The organism is Streptococcus sanguinis (assembly GCF_019929225.1).
In the GTDB taxonomy this organism is placed as follows: Bacteria; Bacillota; Bacilli; order Lactobacillales; family Streptococcaceae; genus Streptococcus; species Streptococcus sanguinis_J.
The window spans coordinates 749,434-764,510 of sequence record NZ_JAHZPA010000001.1 but is presented as its reverse complement, the minus strand read 5'-3'; the positions used below and the strand labels follow the sequence as shown (position 1 = coordinate 764,510).

13 protein-coding genes are annotated in these 15,077 nt (G+C 43.9%); 11 read left to right on the top strand and 2 right to left on the bottom strand.

All coding sequences use genetic code 11. The features are described from left to right. The 7 genes from thrB to K1I80_RS03800 all read left to right on the top strand — a co-directional run bounded on the left by thrB (position 1) and on the right by K1I80_RS03800 (position 6,890). A complete protein-coding gene (gene thrB / locus K1I80_RS03830; protein ID WP_223312831.1) occupies positions 1–867 on the top strand; it encodes a homoserine kinase in 867 nt (288 codons plus the stop codon). Between the two features lie 135 nt (positions 868–1,002). After that, positions 1,003–1,914 carry a hypothetical protein gene (locus tag K1I80_RS03825; RefSeq protein ID WP_223312832.1) on the top strand — a complete coding sequence of 304 codons (912 nt, stop codon included), beginning with the start codon at positions 1,003–1,005 and terminating at the stop codon, positions 1,912–1,914. A gap of 107 nt (positions 1,915–2,021) precedes the next feature. Further along, positions 2,022–2,927: a UDP-N-acetylmuramate dehydrogenase gene (murB, locus tag K1I80_RS03820; protein ID WP_002895636.1), complete on the top strand. Its 906-nt coding sequence runs from the start codon at positions 2,022–2,024 to the stop codon at positions 2,925–2,927. Positions 2,928–3,108: 181 nt separating this feature from the next. Continuing rightward, positions 3,109–4,266 (top strand): ABC transporter ATP-binding protein, encoded by a 1,158-nt coding sequence (locus tag K1I80_RS03815; RefSeq protein WP_002906676.1) that lies wholly within the window; start codon positions 3,109–3,111, stop codon positions 4,264–4,266. Then, a complete protein-coding gene (locus K1I80_RS03810; RefSeq protein ID WP_223312833.1) occupies positions 4,247–5,053 on the top strand; it encodes an ABC transporter permease in 807 nt (268 codons plus the stop codon). The genes K1I80_RS03815 and K1I80_RS03810 overlap by 20 nt, the downstream gene beginning before the upstream one ends. Then, the gene (locus tag K1I80_RS03805; RefSeq protein WP_002900472.1) at positions 5,050–5,823 is read left to right on the top strand and encodes an ABC transporter permease; all 774 of its coding nucleotides are present in this window, start codon (positions 5,050–5,052) and stop codon (positions 5,821–5,823) included. The genes K1I80_RS03810 and K1I80_RS03805 overlap by 4 nt, the downstream gene beginning before the upstream one ends. After that, entirely contained in the window at positions 5,820–6,890 is a 1,071-nt protein-coding gene (locus K1I80_RS03800; protein ID WP_223312834.1) for an ABC transporter substrate-binding protein, read from the top strand. Before K1I80_RS03805 ends, K1I80_RS03800 begins: the two co-directional genes overlap by 4 nt. Positions 6,891–6,960: 70 nt before the next feature. On the opposite strand, the gene K1I80_RS03795 is transcribed toward K1I80_RS03800, so the two are convergent. Together K1I80_RS03795 and ppdK are read right to left on the bottom strand one after the other, a co-directional pair. Next, a complete protein-coding gene (locus K1I80_RS03795) occupies positions 6,961–7,377 on the bottom strand; it encodes a DUF6556 family protein (RefSeq protein WP_125435481.1) in 417 nt (138 codons plus the stop codon). 184 nt (positions 7,378–7,561) lie between these two features. Beyond that, positions 7,562–10,183 (bottom strand): pyruvate, phosphate dikinase, encoded by a 2,622-nt coding sequence (gene ppdK / locus K1I80_RS03790; RefSeq protein WP_223312835.1) that lies wholly within the window; start codon positions 10,181–10,183, stop codon positions 7,562–7,564. Between the two features lie 245 nt (positions 10,184–10,428). Between ppdK and K1I80_RS03785 the strand changes: the two genes are divergently transcribed. The 4 genes from K1I80_RS03785 (at position 10,429) to K1I80_RS03770 (ending at position 15,076) form a co-directional block, all read left to right on the top strand. Beyond that, positions 10,429–11,058: a CBS domain-containing protein gene (locus tag K1I80_RS03785; RefSeq protein ID WP_223311355.1), complete on the top strand. Its 630-nt coding sequence runs from the start codon at positions 10,429–10,431 to the stop codon at positions 11,056–11,058. A gap of 5 nt (positions 11,059–11,063) precedes the next feature. Further along, positions 11,064–11,882 carry a pyruvate, water dikinase regulatory protein gene (locus K1I80_RS03780; RefSeq protein ID WP_004187109.1) on the top strand — a complete coding sequence of 273 codons (819 nt, stop codon included), beginning with the start codon at positions 11,064–11,066 and terminating at the stop codon, positions 11,880–11,882. Positions 11,883–11,923: 41 nt separating this feature from the next. After that, positions 11,924–13,834: a fructose-1,6-bisphosphatase gene (locus K1I80_RS03775; protein WP_223312836.1), complete on the top strand. Its 1,911-nt coding sequence runs from the start codon at positions 11,924–11,926 to the stop codon at positions 13,832–13,834. A gap of 99 nt (positions 13,835–13,933) precedes the next feature. Next, on the top strand, positions 13,934–15,076 hold the full coding sequence (locus K1I80_RS03770) for a cysteine desulfurase family protein (protein ID WP_223312837.1): 1,143 nt from the start codon (positions 13,934–13,936) through the stop codon (positions 15,074–15,076). The last annotated feature ends 1 nt before the right edge of the window (position 15,077 follow it).

Here is a 15,077-nt window from a genome sequence, read left to right as displayed (position 1 = left end):
ATGAAAATTATTGTACCAGCGACCAGTGCCAATATCGGTCCTGGCTTTGACTCCGTTGGGTTAGCCTTGTCAAAATATCTGGAAATTGAAGTCTTGGAAGAAAGTCAGGAGTGGGTGATTGAGCACGACCTCAATCCGAGAATTCCTAAGGATCGGCGTAATTTACTGGTTAAGATTGCCCTGCAGTTAGCTCCAGATATTCAGCCGCGTCGTTTAAAAATGACCAGTGATATTCCATTGGCTCGCGGGCTTGGATCTTCTAGCTCAGTCATTGTGGCTGGGATTGAATTGGCAAACCAGCTAGCTCACCTTAATTTGTCGGATTATCAGAAGCTAAAAATTGCTACAAAGATTGAAGGTCATCCTGACAATGTTGCGCCAGCGATTTATGGTAATTTGGTCGTATCTAGCTCATCTAGAAATCAGGTGTCTGCTGTGGTAGCGGACTTTCCGGACGCAGACTTCATCGCCTATATCCCAGACTATGAGCTTCGGACGGTTGAGAGCCGCCAAGTCTTACCAAATCGGCTTTCTTACAAGGAAGCTGTTGCAGCTAGCTCCATTGCCAATGTTGCGATTGCAGCTCTTTTAAAAGGTGATATGAAAATCGCTGGTCGGGCTATCGAGTCTGATTTGTTCCACGAAAAATACCGTCAACCTTTAATCAAGGAATTTTCAGATATTAAGTTCTTAGCCAGAAAAAATGGCTCTTATGCAACCTATATCTCAGGAGCGGGACCGACTGTTATGGTCTTATCGCCTAAGCACAAGACAGAGAAGATTTATCAGCTTCTGCAAAAACAGAATTTCAAGGGGCAAATCTTCCGGCTTCAGGTGGATACTGAGGGTGTCCGGGTAGAAAGATAAATCATCAAGAGGTTTTCTATGAGCCTCTTTTTTCTTTTCTAGGAACGCGTACACAATAGAAGGAGTTGATATCCCTATCTTTTTATACCTAACTGTGCTATAATGGGTCTAGCTTAAAGGAGGATAATTCACTTTATGGATCATTTAGAATTACAGGCTCTGGCGAGTGAGCTAGGCTTACAGTTTGATGAATTTTCGTCTCTTGTCTTCGGACAGATAGAAGGTTACACGCTCTATATTGAGCCCACAGAGCAAAGAAAGCAATATAGGATTTGTTTTTCTGTTAAGGCTGGTGATGCTTTTACTGCGCCAAATGCCTTTGATGATTTGATTAAAAACTCAGAGGTTCTAACCAGTAGCCAACTGAATCACTACAAGCTAGTACTTTATGCTAAAGCCAAAACCAATCAAGATCTTGCGCAAGCTGTTCAAGAAGCACTTGTCTTTTTCAAGGAAAGAGGCTTTGTAAATGTTTGTGAACAGAGTGGTGAGCCTGGACAGATTGATGTCTATCAATTGGGAGGAAATATCCTGATTTTGTCACGACAAAGCTTTGAAAGTCTGAGTTCAGGTCTTTCGCTGGAAAATCAGACCTATGATAATCAAAAAGAAAGTATCGTTGGTGGTATTGTCGGTGCTTTTGTCGGAAGTGTCATTGGAGGAGCGGTGATCTTGTTGATTGCGCAGATGAACTATGTGGCTGTTGCTGGAGGGTTGGCCATGGGTTACTGTACTATCAAAGGGTATGAGTTGCTGGGCAAAAAGCTATCTAAAGCAGGTATTGCTATTAGTATCGTGTTTATGGTCTTGGTGACTTTCTTAGTCAATCAGTTTGACTATGCTTTGTTACTTGTTCGAGAATATCCAGATGTGAATATATTTGATGCCTTTTCAGTTGTCAACGAATCAATTTTTAATGGAATCATCCCAGATAACTATTGGTTTAATCTAATCTTGCTCTATGTTTTCACTGGAGCTGGAGCTTTCGGCGCCATCAGGAATGCTCTTTCTAGTCAAACACAGCGTTTTGCTACTAGGCAATTATAATCAATAAAAAGCTGACCTTTCTCAGCTTTTTCTTTGTAATCTATCGTAAATGCTATAGATTTTTGATATAATAGAGTGTATTTTGTTTACATAAAAGAGAGAAAATCATGCAAAAACTAGAGAAATTAAAAACTGAATTAGAAGGAATCGACATTCGCTTCAATGAGCCTTTGAGCCAATACACTTATACAAAGGTCGGGGGCGCAGCCGATTTCTTAGTTTTCCCTCGTAATCGTTATGAGCTGGCTCGTATTGTCAATTTTGCTAATCAAGAAGACATTCCTTGGATGGTGCTGGGAAATGCCAGTAATATCATTGTGCGAGATGGCGGTATCCGAGGTTTCGTGATTATGTTTGACAAGCTCAACAATGTAGCAGTAGATGGCTATATGATTGAGGCAGAGGCTGGAGCTAATCTGATTCAGACTACTCATATCGCCCTGCAGAATAGTCTGACTGGCTTTGAGTTTGCCTGTGGTATTCCAGGCAGCGTCGGCGGAGCTGTCTTTATGAACGCTGGGGCTTATGGCGGCGAAATTGCTCATGTTTTGGTATCTTGCAAGGTACTGACTCCTCAGGGGCAAGTCAAAACGCTGGATGTTCGGGATATGAAGTTTGGCTATCGTCACTCACTGGTTCAGGAAACAGGCGACATTGTTATTTCTGCTAAGTTTGCTCTTTCGCCTGGTGTTCACAGAACAATTCGTCAGGAAATGGAGCGCTTAACCCATCTGCGGGAGCTCAAGCAGCCTTTGGAATATCCATCCTGTGGCTCTGTTTTCAAGCGTCCTTTGGGTCACTTTGCTGGTCAGCTCATTAGTGAAGCAGGACTCAAAGGTCATCGGATCGGTGGTGTAGAGGTATCTGAGAAGCATGCCGGCTTTATGATTAACGTCGATAAAGGAACGGCTCAAGATTACGAAAATCTTATCGCTCATGTGATTGAAAGGGTGCGGGAAAATTCAGGTATTACTCTGGAGCGCGAAGTCCGCATCATTGGTGAATCTCTGTAAAACAGATATGATTCCCAGTAGAAGTATGCTGGATAAGGAACTGCAGCTGGCTGCAACTTAGTAAGGGGGTGAAAGCCTATCGACACGGAATTTATAAAGGGCCTTTACAGCCCTCACGAGGTAGCAGCGGTCTGACAGAACCCTTAATCTGTTAATACGAGAAAGAAGGAATTTATGACAATTGAAAAAACCAATCATCGAGTTTAAAAACGTTTCAAAAGTTTTTGAAGATAATAATACTGTCGTTCTGAAAGATATTAATTTCGAGCTGGAAGAAGGAAAGTTCTATACTTTGCTGGGGTCTTCTGGTTCAGGAAAATCAACGATTCTGAACATTATTGCCGGTCTTTTGGACGCGACGGACGGGGATATTTTTCTTGATGGCGTCCGCATCAATGATATTCCAACTAATAAACGAGACGTCCACACGGTTTTTCAGTCCTATGCACTGTTTCCGCATATGAATGTTTTTGAAAATGTGGCCTTTCCGCTGCGTCTGCGCAAGGTTGATAAAAAAGAAATTCAAGAGCGAGTTGCAGAAGTGCTGAAAATGGTTCAGCTGGAAGGTTTTGAGCGCCGTTCTATTCGCAAACTGTCGGGCGGTCAGCGCCAGCGTGTAGCCATCGCGCGGGCAATCATTAATCAGCCGCGGGTTGTTTTGCTGGATGAGCCCCTGTCTGCTCTGGATTTGAAGCTGCGTACAGATATGCAGTATGAGCTGCGGGAATTGCAGCAGCGTCTAGGTATTACCTTTGTATTTGTCACGCACGACCAAGAGGAAGCCCTGGCTATGAGTGACTGGATTTTCGTTATGAATGACGGTGAGATTGTTCAGTCGGGGACGCCTGTCGATATTTATGACGAGCCTATTAATCATTTTGTTGCAACCTTCATTGGCGAGTCCAATATTCTGCCAGGTAAGATGATTGAAGACTATCTGGTTGAGTTTAACGGCAAGCGCTTTGAAGCAGTGGATGGTGGGATGCGCCCAAATGAAGCTGTCGAGGTGGTGATTCGGCCGGAGGATTTGCGGATTACTCTGCCAGAAGAAGGCAAGCTGCAGGTTAAAGTTGATACCCAGCTTTTCCGCGGCGTTCACTATGAGATTATCGCTTATGATGAACTGGGCAATGAATGGATGATTCACTCAACTCGCAAGGCCATTGTCGGAGAAGAAATTGGTCTGCATTTCGAGCCAGAGGATATCCATATCATGCGTCTCAATGAAACTGAAGAAGAGTTCGATGCCCGTATCGAAGAATATGTTGAAGTAGAAGAGCAGGAAGCGGGTCTGATCAATGCTATTGAGGAGGAACGCGATGAAGAAAACAACCTCTAATCTTTTTCTCTTGCCCTACCTGCTCTGGATTTTCCTCTTTGTCTTGGCACCTGTTGTCATGATTATCTGGAAGTCCTTCTTCAACATTGAAGGCCAGTTTACGCTGGAAAATTATCAGGCCTACTTCACATCGCAGAACTGGACCTATCTCAAGATGAGTCTGAATTCGGTTCTTTATGCAGGGATTATTACTGTTGTAACACTGCTGATTTCCTATCCGACTGCATTCTTTTTGACTCAGCTCAAGCACAAGCAGCTCTGGCTGATGCTGATTGTCTTGCCGACCTGGATCAATCTCCTGCTCAAAGCTTATGCTTTCATTGGTATTTTCGGTCAGAATGGCTCAATCAATCAATTTCTGACTTTTATCGGAGTAGGACCGCAGCAGATTCTCTTTACGGACTTTTCATTTATCTTTGTAGCCAGCTACATCGAGCTGCCTTTTATGATTCTGCCCATTTTCAATGTTCTGGATGATTTGGATCCTAATCTTATCAATGCCAGCTATGACTTGGGAGCTAATCGCTGGGAGACTTTCCTTCGTGTCGTTTTCCCTTTGTCCTTGAATGGTGTCAGAAGTGGAGTGCAGTCAGTCTTTATCCCTAGTCTCAGTCTCTTCATGCTGACTCGCTTAATCGGCGGTAATCGAGTAATTACTCTGGGAACTGCTATTGAGCAGCACTTCCTGACTACTCAAAATTGGGGCATGGGCTCTACTATCGGAGTGGTGCTGATTGTTGCCATGCTCTTTACCATGTGGGCAACCAAGGAAAGGAGAGGGCGATGAAAAAAATTGCAAATCTCTATCTGGCCTTTGTCTTTTTGGTGCTCTATATCCCCATCTTTTACCTGATTGCTTATGCCTTTAATGCAGGGGAAGACATGAATCGCTTTACAGGATTCAGTCTCAGTCATTTCCAGAATCTCTTTGAGGATTCACGTCTGATTTTGATTTTGGTTCAGACTTTCTTTCTGGCTTTCCTGTCATCACTGATTGCGACGCTGATTGGAACTTTTGGAGCCATCTATATTTATCAAGCCCGCAAGAAATATCAGGATGCCTTTCTGTCTATCAACAATATCCTCATGGTAGCACCGGATGTCATGATTGGGGCCAGTTTTCTGATTCTCTTTACCACTGCAAAATTCCAGCTGGGCTTTCTCTCTGTGCTGGCTAGCCATGTGGCCTTTTCCATTCCGATTGTGGTGCTGATGATTCTTCCGCGTCTGAAGGAAATGAATGATGATATGATTAAGGCTGCCTATGACTTAGGCGCCAGCCAATTACAAATGCTGAAAGAAATCATGCTGCCTTATCTGACTCCAGCCATCATCGCTGGCTACTTCATGGCCTTTACCTACTCGCTAGATGACTTTGCAGTGACCTTCTTCGTTACAGGCAATGGCTTCTCGACTCTGTCTGTTGAGATATACTCCCGCGCTCGTCAGGGAATTTCTCTGGAAATCAATGCCCTGTCAGCCTTGGTCTTTCTCTTCAGCATTGCTTTGGTAATTGGGTATTACTTTATCACCCGTGAGAAGGAGGAGACTGTATGAGAAAACTCTATTCATTTTTAGCGGGGATTCTGCTGATTATCTTAGTCTTGTGGGGTGTCAGTTACCAGATTGAAAGTCGGACGCAGAGCAAGGAGAGCGATAAGCTGGTCATTTACAACTGGGGTGACTATATCGATCCTGAACTTCTGACTGAGTTTACTAAGGAAACTGGTGTCCAAATCCAGTACGATACCTTTGACTCCAATGAAGCCATGTATACAAAAGTGAAGCAGGGCGGCACAACCTACGACATTGCTATTCCCAGTGAATATATGATTGCCAAGATGATGAAAGAAGGCTTGGTAGAGAAGCTAGATCATAGCCAGATTAAAGGTTTGGAAAATATCGGATCTGACTTTTTAGACCAGCCTTTCGATCCTGGAAATCAATACTCGATTCCTTATTTTTGGGGAACTCTGGGTATTGTCTATAATGAAAAAATGGTTGATAAAGTTCCTGAGCATTGGAATGACCTCTGGCGTCCTGAATACAAAAACTCTATTATGATGATTGATGGAGCTCGTGAAGTCATGGGACTTGGTCTGAACTCAGACGGTCATAGTCTCAACTCCAAAGATGCTAATCAGCTGCAGGAGGCTGTCGACAAGCTCTATACTTTGACACCAAATATCAAGGCCATTGTGGCTGATGAGATGAAAGGTTATATGATTCAGAACAATGCTGCTATCGGTGTGACCTTTTCTGGCGAGGCTCGGCAGATGCTGGAGGCCAATGAAGACTTGCGCTATGTCGTGCCTACAGAAGCCAGCAATCTTTGGTTTGACAATATTGTCATTCCCAAAACGGTCAAAAATAAAAAAGCGGCCTATCAGTTTATTAACTTTATGCTGAGACCGGAAAATGCTTATAAAAATGCTCTTTATGTCGGCTATTCGACACCAAATCTTCCTGCCAAGGCCATGTTGCCTAAGGAAATTCAGGAAGATGAGGCTTTTTATCCGACTGAGGAAACGATGAAACATCTGGAAGTTTATGAGCAGTTGGGCCCTAAATGGTTGGGAACCTACAACGACCTCTATCTTCAAGTCAAGATGTATCGGAAGTGATGTAAAGCAAGGTTGCTTGATGAATACAAGAAAAACGCCTGGCTCAATGAGCTGGGCGTTTTCTGCTTGCTTAGTTTGAAGCTTCTGTCTGAGTATTGGTTGCAGTATCTTGACTCTGGCTAGAAGCGGTAGTGTCGCCTGCTGCTGTATCTGCCGCAGAGCTAGATGCACTAGTTTCAACGGATGCTGCATCGCTGCTGGAAGCAGCAGTATCAGTTGCAGCCGTTGAAGCAGGGCTGCTTGTTTCTTTTTCGATTTCCTTGATGATGGTAGTTGTTGCAGTAGAGCTGCTGGTATCAGTTTTTGATTTTTCATCCTTTTGGCCGGTCAGATTCATGATCGTGATGCTGGCAATGATGATGGACAAGATACTGGCAACCGTTGCAATAGTCTTTTGGAAGGCTGAAAGGCCAGTTTTAATATGCTGTTTAGTAGGTTTTTTAGATGATTTTGTTTTATTTTTATTGCTGCGAGAATAGTTTTCCATGCTCGAAAGAATCTCCTTTTAAAATTTCAATGATTTCTTATCTCTCATTATACGTTTTTTATCTGAAAATGTCTTAAAAAAATCAAATTTTTATCTATGAAAACGCACACAGAAGGTTGCTGTTAAGGAAAGAAGCTGCTCAAATTTGGATTGAGCAGCTTCTTGAGCTAGAATAGTAAAGTAATTACGCCTTCTTATCTTGGAGTGCCGCTTGAGCGACAGCTAGTCTTGCTGCTGGAACCCGATAAGGAGAGCAGGAGACGTAGGTGACGCCAATTTCTTGGAAGAAGGGGATGGAAGCCGGATCGCCACCGACCTCACCGCAGATGCCGATAGGAAGGTCGGGCTTGACTTGACGGCTCTTGCTGATGGCCATCCGCATCAATTCACCAACGCCGTCCTGGTCAACACTTTGGAAAGGATCAAAAGGAAGGATTTCTTTCTCCTTATAATGGCCGATGAATTTTCCAATATCATCCCGTGAGAACCCATAGGTCATCTGGGTCAGGTCGTTAGTACCAAAGCTGAAGAAGTCTGCTTCCTGAGCCAGCTGGTCTGCAACCAGACAGGCACGTGGAAGTTCAATCATGGTGCCAATTTCATAAGGGAAAGGTTCATGACCTTGATGCCTAAAGAGCTTGTTGATATGTTGGGTGAGAAAGGCTTTGACAGAGTCCAGCTCAGCCTTGTCTGCAATCAGCGGAATCATGATTTCCGGCTTGACGGTCAATCCTTCCTGATTCAGCTTTATAGCACTCTTGAAGACGGCTTCGACCTGCATCTTGTAAATCTCTGGTTGCGTGATACCCAGACGGCAGCCGCGGTGGCCTAGCATTGGATTGCTTTCTTGCAGCTGTTCAATGCGGCTAGTCAGTTTTTCTGGCGATTTGTGTAGTTTGTCAGCCAAAGCCTTGATTTCCTGTGAATCTTTAGGTAGAAATTCATGCATTGGTGGATCCAAAAGACGGATAATCATAGGTTTGTCCTGAACTGCTTGGAACATTTGATAGAAGTCTTTTTCTTGGAACTCCAGTAGTTTTTTGAGGGCGGATCTGGTTTCCAATTCATTGTCGGCCAGAATCAGGCGCCGCATTTCCAGAATCCGTTCCTGACCAAAGAACATGTGTTCGGTACGAGCTAGACCAATGCCCTTTGCCCCAAACTTAATAGCTGTTTTTAGATCTTGAACGGTCTCCGCGTTGGCACGGACTTTGAGCTGTGCGACTTCGTCTGCCCATGAAAGCAGTCGTTGGAGTTCTTTGTCATTTTCGACAAGGACGGTCGGAATCTCACCGCTATAAATGCGCCCAGAGCTGCCATCAACTGAAATGATATCACCCTCATTCAAAACAAGACTTCCGCAGGAAACAATTTTGCTTTCCTCGCTGATGGTCAGCTCTCCACAGCCAGCCACACAGCAGGTTCCCATTCCCCGAGCTACGACAGCTGCGTGAGAGGTCATACCGCCCTGACTGGTTACGATGGCTTGGCTGACAACCATGCCCTCAATGTCTTCGGGTGATGTTTCCTGACGGACTAAAATGACCTTTTTGCCCAAGGAGTGGTAGTCTTTGGCGCGCTCAGCTGTAAAGACAATCTCGCCAGTTGCCGCACCAGGACTGGCTGGCAGTCCTTGAGCCAAGAAAGGAGCATCTTGCAGAGCTTTTTCTTCAAATACAGGATGGATGAGCTGGCTAATCGTAGCAGGAGATACGCGTTGGAGAGCTTCTTTTTTGCTGATAATGCCCTCGTCTACCAGATCTAAGGCGATTTTCAAAGATGCTTTGGCGGTCCGTTTACCGTTTCTAGTTTGGAGGATATAGAGTTTACCCTTTTCTATGGTAAATTCGATATCTTGCATGTCCTTGTAGTGATTTTTGAGAATCTTAGCATAGTCTTGGAAGGCTGCATAGGCCTGAGGGAGAGCTGTCTCAAGTGCAGCGATAGGCTCAGGAGTTCGAATGCCGGCTACGACATCCTCTCCTTGTGCATTGAGCAAAAATTCGCCAAATAGCTGATGCTCACCACTGGCTGGGTTTCTAGTAAAGACGACTCCTGTACCACTGGACTGGTCGCTATTGCCAAAGACCATGGCTTGGACATTTACCGCTGTTCCCAAATCATGAGGAATATCATTCAAGTTGCGGTAAACCTTAGCTCTAGGGTTATTCCAAGACTTGAAGACTGCCTTGATAGCAGCGTAGAGCTGTTCTTTCGAACTTTGGGGAAAGGTTTGATGATGCTCGCGGTAAAGCTGCTTATATTGCTCAATTAATGCTTGATGCTCTTCCAGTGTGAAATCCTTGGCCTGTTTGCCAGCATTCTTTTCGAAATAGCCCAAGAGGTCATCGAACTCGTCCTTGGAGATACCATAAACGACATCAGCAAACATTTGCAGCAGACGGCGGTAGCAGTTGTAGGCAAAGTCAGCATTGGTCTGCTCAGCCAGAGTCTGGGTTCTTAAATCGTTCAGACCTAGATTGAGAATAGTGTCCATCATGCCCGGCATGGAAAACTTGGCTCCGCTTCGAACAGACACTAAGAGCAAGGCAGAGTCGTTGCCGCTGAAATATTTACCTGTTTTCTCTTCTAAATCAGTAACCGCTTTCAAAATATCTTCTTTTAAAGAAGATTCAAAGAAATAAGGGTTTTCTAAATATTCGATACAGCTTTCTGTGGTAATAGTAAAACCTGGAGGGACAGGCAGTCCCAAATTGGTCATTTCAGCTAGGTTGGCTCCTTTTCCGCCAAGCAGAGCTTTGTCATCTGCACATCCTTCCTCGAAGGAGTAAATCCATTTCACCATATTTACCTCCAAAATTATGAAATATGTGTCATATTGTAGGACAACTACATTGTAATATACATCACATATATTTGTCAACCGAAAAAAGTATCCTGTTTTATTGACAATTTTTCTTTTTTTGTTATAATGTGTTACAAAATGATGATTATTTCAACGTTTGAAATTGAAATATGAGCAATAATTCCTAAATTTTAAGCGAAATCAGGCTAATCATCTATTATAAAGAACGAAGGAGTCAGACCTATTTGAAATTAAGTGAACGGCAAAAGAAAATTGTAGAAATTGTTAAAGAACACCAGCCACTCAGCGGCGAGAAAATTTCAGAATTACTCGATATTTCTCGAGCGACTCTGCGTTCGGATCTGTCTTTTCTGACCTTGGTTGGGATTTTGAAGGCTACGCCTAAAGTTGGTTACACATACTCGGGCTCGGATTTAGAGACGCTTTTCTTTTTCGATACCTTTCGAAAGGAAGTGGCAGAGATTATGACTTCGCCTGTTTTGGTATCTCATGATTCTTTTATTCAAGATGCCATTATCACCTTATTTATGTATGATGTGGATGTTCTCTATGTCATTGATGAGCATAAGCTGCTCTTGGGGATTTTGTCGCGTAAGGACTTGCTGCGGGCTTCGCTCAATACTAACATTGACAGCACTCCTGTAGCGGTCTGCATGACCCGAATGCCCCATATTAAAACTTGCTACAAGAATATGAATATTTTGGAAGCGGCGGCAGTTTTGCAGGATTTTGCGATTGATTCGCTGCCGGTAGTGGATAAGGATAATGAGCGTAAAATTTTAGGAACTGTGACCAAGTCAGCTCTGTTGGATTACATTATTCAAGAGGCCAGAAGCGCTGAGGTTAATAGATAAGAGGAATAAACATGAAGAAAGAAATTATTGTTTACAGCATTTCGGATTCTTTGGGGGGGACTTCGCAGAAGCTGTTGTCTGCGGTGACAGCCCAGTACCCAGATATTATTTTTAATAACAGCTATCGTTTTCCATTTATCAACAAAGAAGAAGAATTGCTGGATATTCTGCGTGATGCCATCAAGGATGATGCCCTTGTGATTAGTACTCTGGTCGATGGCAAGCTAGCAGCTGTAGCTAGAGAGTTCAGTCAGGCCAATGGCCTTGCTTATCTGGATTTGATGCATCCATTTTTTGAGATTATCAGAGAAAAGACGGGCACCAGTCCTATAGAAGTTCCGGGTACTCTGCACCGGCTGGACACTGAGTATTTTAATAAAATCTCCGCTATTGAGTTTGCAGTTAAATACGACGATGGCAAGGCACCACAAGGTTTTTTAGATTCAGACTTGGTCCTCTTGGGGGTCTCCCGTACATCTAAAACACCACTCAGTATTTATCTGGCTAATAAAGGCTACAAGGTTTCTAACCTGCCTTTGATTCCAGAAGTCCCTCTGCCTCAGGTCTTGGATAAGGTTGATCCGGAGCGGATTATCGGCCTCTTATGTGAGCCAGAAAAACTGTCTAAGATACGCAGTAATCGCTTGAATTCTCTGGGATTGACCCAGTCAACCAGCTATACAGATCTGGAAAAGATATATGAAGAACTAGACTACTCAAAAGAAGTCTTTAAAAAGTATCGGGCTCATGTCATCAATATCACGGATAAATCAATCGAGGAAACGGCTTTCTTGATTGAAGACCATTTAAAGAAATTGAGATAAGAGAGAAGATTGAGAAAGCGGTTATAGAGTGAGGGCTGAAGATGGAGCAATATAAGCGGATTTTATTAAAAGAATTTGACAGTCGCCAGAAAGTCATTACAGAGCTGACCAATCTAGAGGCAATTTTGAACCTGCCCAAAGGAACGGAGCTGTATATCAGTGACATTCACGGGGAGTTTGCTGCTTTTGACTATATTTTGAGAAGCTGTGCAGGTATCCTCAATGAGAAGATCAAGGACTGTTTTGGGGACAGCTTGACAGAATCTCATAAGGATCGGCTGTCAGCGCTGGTTTCCTATCCTGAGCTTGTGCTGGGGGAAGAAACTAAAGGAAAAGACTGGTATCAAGAAACCATTCCCCAGCTCTTGAATTTGCTGGCTTTTGCAGGTGCAAAATACAGTCGTTCCAAGGTCAGAAAGGCCTTGCCGCCACAATATGCCTATATTATCGAGGAGTTGCTCTATAGTGACACGGCTCTAGCTGATAAAAAGTCCTATTTTGAGAATATCCTGACTTATGTGATTGAATTGCGGGAAGCTGTGCCTTTTATCCTAGGCTTGTCTCGAAGTATTCGGCAGTTGTTGATCGACCATCTGCATGTGGTTGGAGATATTTTTGACCGAGGAGCTGGTAGTGCTCAGGTCATGGATGAACTGCTGCATTTTCACTCGCTCGATATTCAGTGGGGCAATCACGACATTATCTGGATGGGAGCCTTTTTTGGCTCTAAAGCCTGCTTGCTCAATGTGCTGCGCATCGCAGCTCGCTATGGCTATCTCTGGGATATCGAGAAAGATTATGGTTTAAACCTGCGCTCCTTGACTCTTTTTGCGGACAAGACTTACCAGTCTAATCCTAAGTTTAGACCCATTCTTGGAGGCAGAGAGCAGGAGTTTTCAGATGAGGAAATTCTGCAGCTGGAAAAGGTTCACCAAGCCTTAGCGATTATCCAGTTCAAGCTGGAAAATCAACTCATCAAACGACGGCCTGAATTCCAGATGCAGGACCATGTTATGCTGGACAAGATTGATTATTGGGAAGAAAGTGTTACGATTGACGATACCAAGCATGCCCTAGTCAACACCTGCTTCCAAACTATCAATCCAGAAAATCCGTCAGCATTGACACCAGAAGAAAATCAAGCTGTAGACAGTATGCTGGCCTCGTTCCAAAGTTCTCTAAAGATGGCAGAACATATGAGTCTTCTGATGAACAAGGGCTCTATGTATAAGATTTACAACCAGCACTTGCTTTTTCACGGCTGCATTCCTCTGGAGCCGTCAGGAGAATTCCAGCCTTTCATTCTCAATCAAGCCCATTATGCAGGCAAGGAATTGCTGGATTTCTTTGAGTATCATATTCGACAGGCGGCCAAGGATAAGGAAGTGGGCGATGATTTGTCGACTGATTTGATTTGGTATTGCTGGAAAGGTAAGTTGTCTCCTCTGTTTGGCAAAGAAAAGATGACTACCTTGGAGCGCTATTTCATTGAAGATAAGGAAACCCACAAGGAAGTGGAAAATTCTTATTTTTCTTATCGTAATTCTGAGAAAGTCTGCCAGCTGATTTTGGAAGAATTTGGTCTCTTTTCTCAAGAGTCTAGGATGGTCAACGGTCATACTCCGGTTAAGACAGGCAAGGGAGAGTCGCCTATCCGTGGGGGCGGTCTGCTCTTTGTCATTGATGGTGGTCTCTGCAAGGCCTATCAGAAGAAGACTGGAACGGCTGGCTATTCACTGCTCAATAATTCCTATGGCTTCCAGCTGGTGACCCATCAGCCTTTCCAAAACGCTCAAAAAGTTGTAGAATCGCCTTTTGCTCAGACCTCCCTGAAAAAGGTGATTGAAAATGTAGAGGAACGAACCCTTATCAAATCTACTACCATCGGTCAGAGCTCGTTCGCTCAACAACAAGAACTCTTTGGCTTACTGCATGAGTTTTATGACCGGTGATGTTTAGCCCTAAGTTCTACAGAATTTAGGGTCTTTTCTTTCTTGTTCCAGTTTCTCTTTCGTGTTACAATAGGAGTATTGAAATTTTGAGGAAAGAACATGATTTATTTAGATAATTCAGCGACAACCAAGCCTTATCCTGAGGCTTTGGTCGCTTACACAGAGGTCGCTTCTAAAATCTGGGGAAATCCATCCAGTCTGCACAGTTTAGGCAGTCAGGCAACCCGTCTCTTAGAAGCCTCACGCAGGCAAATAGCAGAGCTTTTAGGCAAGTCTTCGTCGGAGATTTTTTTTACGTCAGGAGGGACAGAAGGGGACAACTGGGTGGTTAAAGGAGTTGCTTTTGAAAAAGTTCCCTTTGGCAAACACATCATCGTATCCAACATTGAGCATCCCGCGGTTAAAGAATCAGCCCTCTGGTTGCAGAGTCAAGGTTTTGAAATAGATTTTGCCCCAGTTGATAAAGCGGGTTTTGTTGATGTAGACAAGCTAGCGGAGATGATTCGACCAGACACTACTCTGGTTTCAGTCATGGCTGTTAATAATGAAATCGGCAGTATTCAGCCCATTCAGAAAATATCAGACCTGCTAGCAGACAAGCCGACTATTTCCTTTCATGTGGACGCTGTACAGGCTGTTACGAAGATTCCGACAGCTGCTTATCTGACGGAGCGTGTGGATTTTGCGACGTTTTCCAGTCATAAATTTCACGGTGTCCGGGGCGTAGGATTTGTCTATATCAAGTCTGGCAAGAAAATCAGTCCTCTCTTGACTGGTGGCGGCCAGGAGTCGGACAAACGCTCCACAACGGAAAATCTAGCTGGCATTGCAGCGACAGCCAAGGCTCTGCGTTTGTCCATGGAAAAGCAAGAAGCATTTGCCCAGCGGACGGCTCAGATGAAGCAAATTCTCTTTGAAGAGCTGCAGAAGTATCCAGATGTGATGATTTTCTCAGGCCTGGAAAATTTTGCGCCTCATATACTAACCTTTGGTATCAAGGGAGTGCGGGGTGAAGTCGTCGTCCATGCATTTGAAGACTACGAGATTTATATCTCGACTACCAGCGCTTGCTCTTCTAAGGCTGGAAAGCCAGCAGGAACCCTAATCGCTATGGGCGTTGAGAAATCTCTCGCTCAAACTGCTGTCCGTATCAGTTTGGATCTTGACAACGATATGAGTCAGATGGAGCAGTTTTTAACAACTTTTAAAATTATTTACGAAAAAACCAGAAAAGTAAGGTAAA

Coding starts and splice junctions, on each gene's coding strand:
- thrB (WP_223312831.1), top strand. CDS start 1: ATGAAAATTATTGTACCAGCGACCAGTGCCAATATCGGTCCTGGCTTT.
- K1I80_RS03825 (WP_223312832.1), top strand. CDS start 1,003: ATGGATCATTTAGAATTACAGGCTCTGGCGAGTGAGCTAGGCTTACAG.
- murB (WP_002895636.1), top strand. CDS start 2,022: ATGCAAAAACTAGAGAAATTAAAAACTGAATTAGAAGGAATCGACATT.
- K1I80_RS03810 (WP_223312833.1), top strand. CDS start 4,247: ATGAAGAAAACAACCTCTAATCTTTTTCTCTTGCCCTACCTGCTCTGG.
- K1I80_RS03805 (WP_002900472.1), top strand. CDS start 5,050: ATGAAAAAAATTGCAAATCTCTATCTGGCCTTTGTCTTTTTGGTGCTC.
- K1I80_RS03800 (WP_223312834.1), top strand. CDS start 5,820: ATGAGAAAACTCTATTCATTTTTAGCGGGGATTCTGCTGATTATCTTA.
- K1I80_RS03795 (WP_125435481.1), bottom strand. CDS start 7,377: ATGGAAAACTATTCTCGCAGCAATAAAAATAAAACAAAATCATCTAAA.
- ppdK (WP_223312835.1), bottom strand. CDS start 10,183: ATGGTGAAATGGATTTACTCCTTCGAGGAAGGATGTGCAGATGACAAA.
- K1I80_RS03775 (WP_223312836.1), top strand. CDS start 11,924: ATGGAGCAATATAAGCGGATTTTATTAAAAGAATTTGACAGTCGCCAG.
- K1I80_RS03770 (WP_223312837.1), top strand. CDS start 13,934: ATGATTTATTTAGATAATTCAGCGACAACCAAGCCTTATCCTGAGGCT.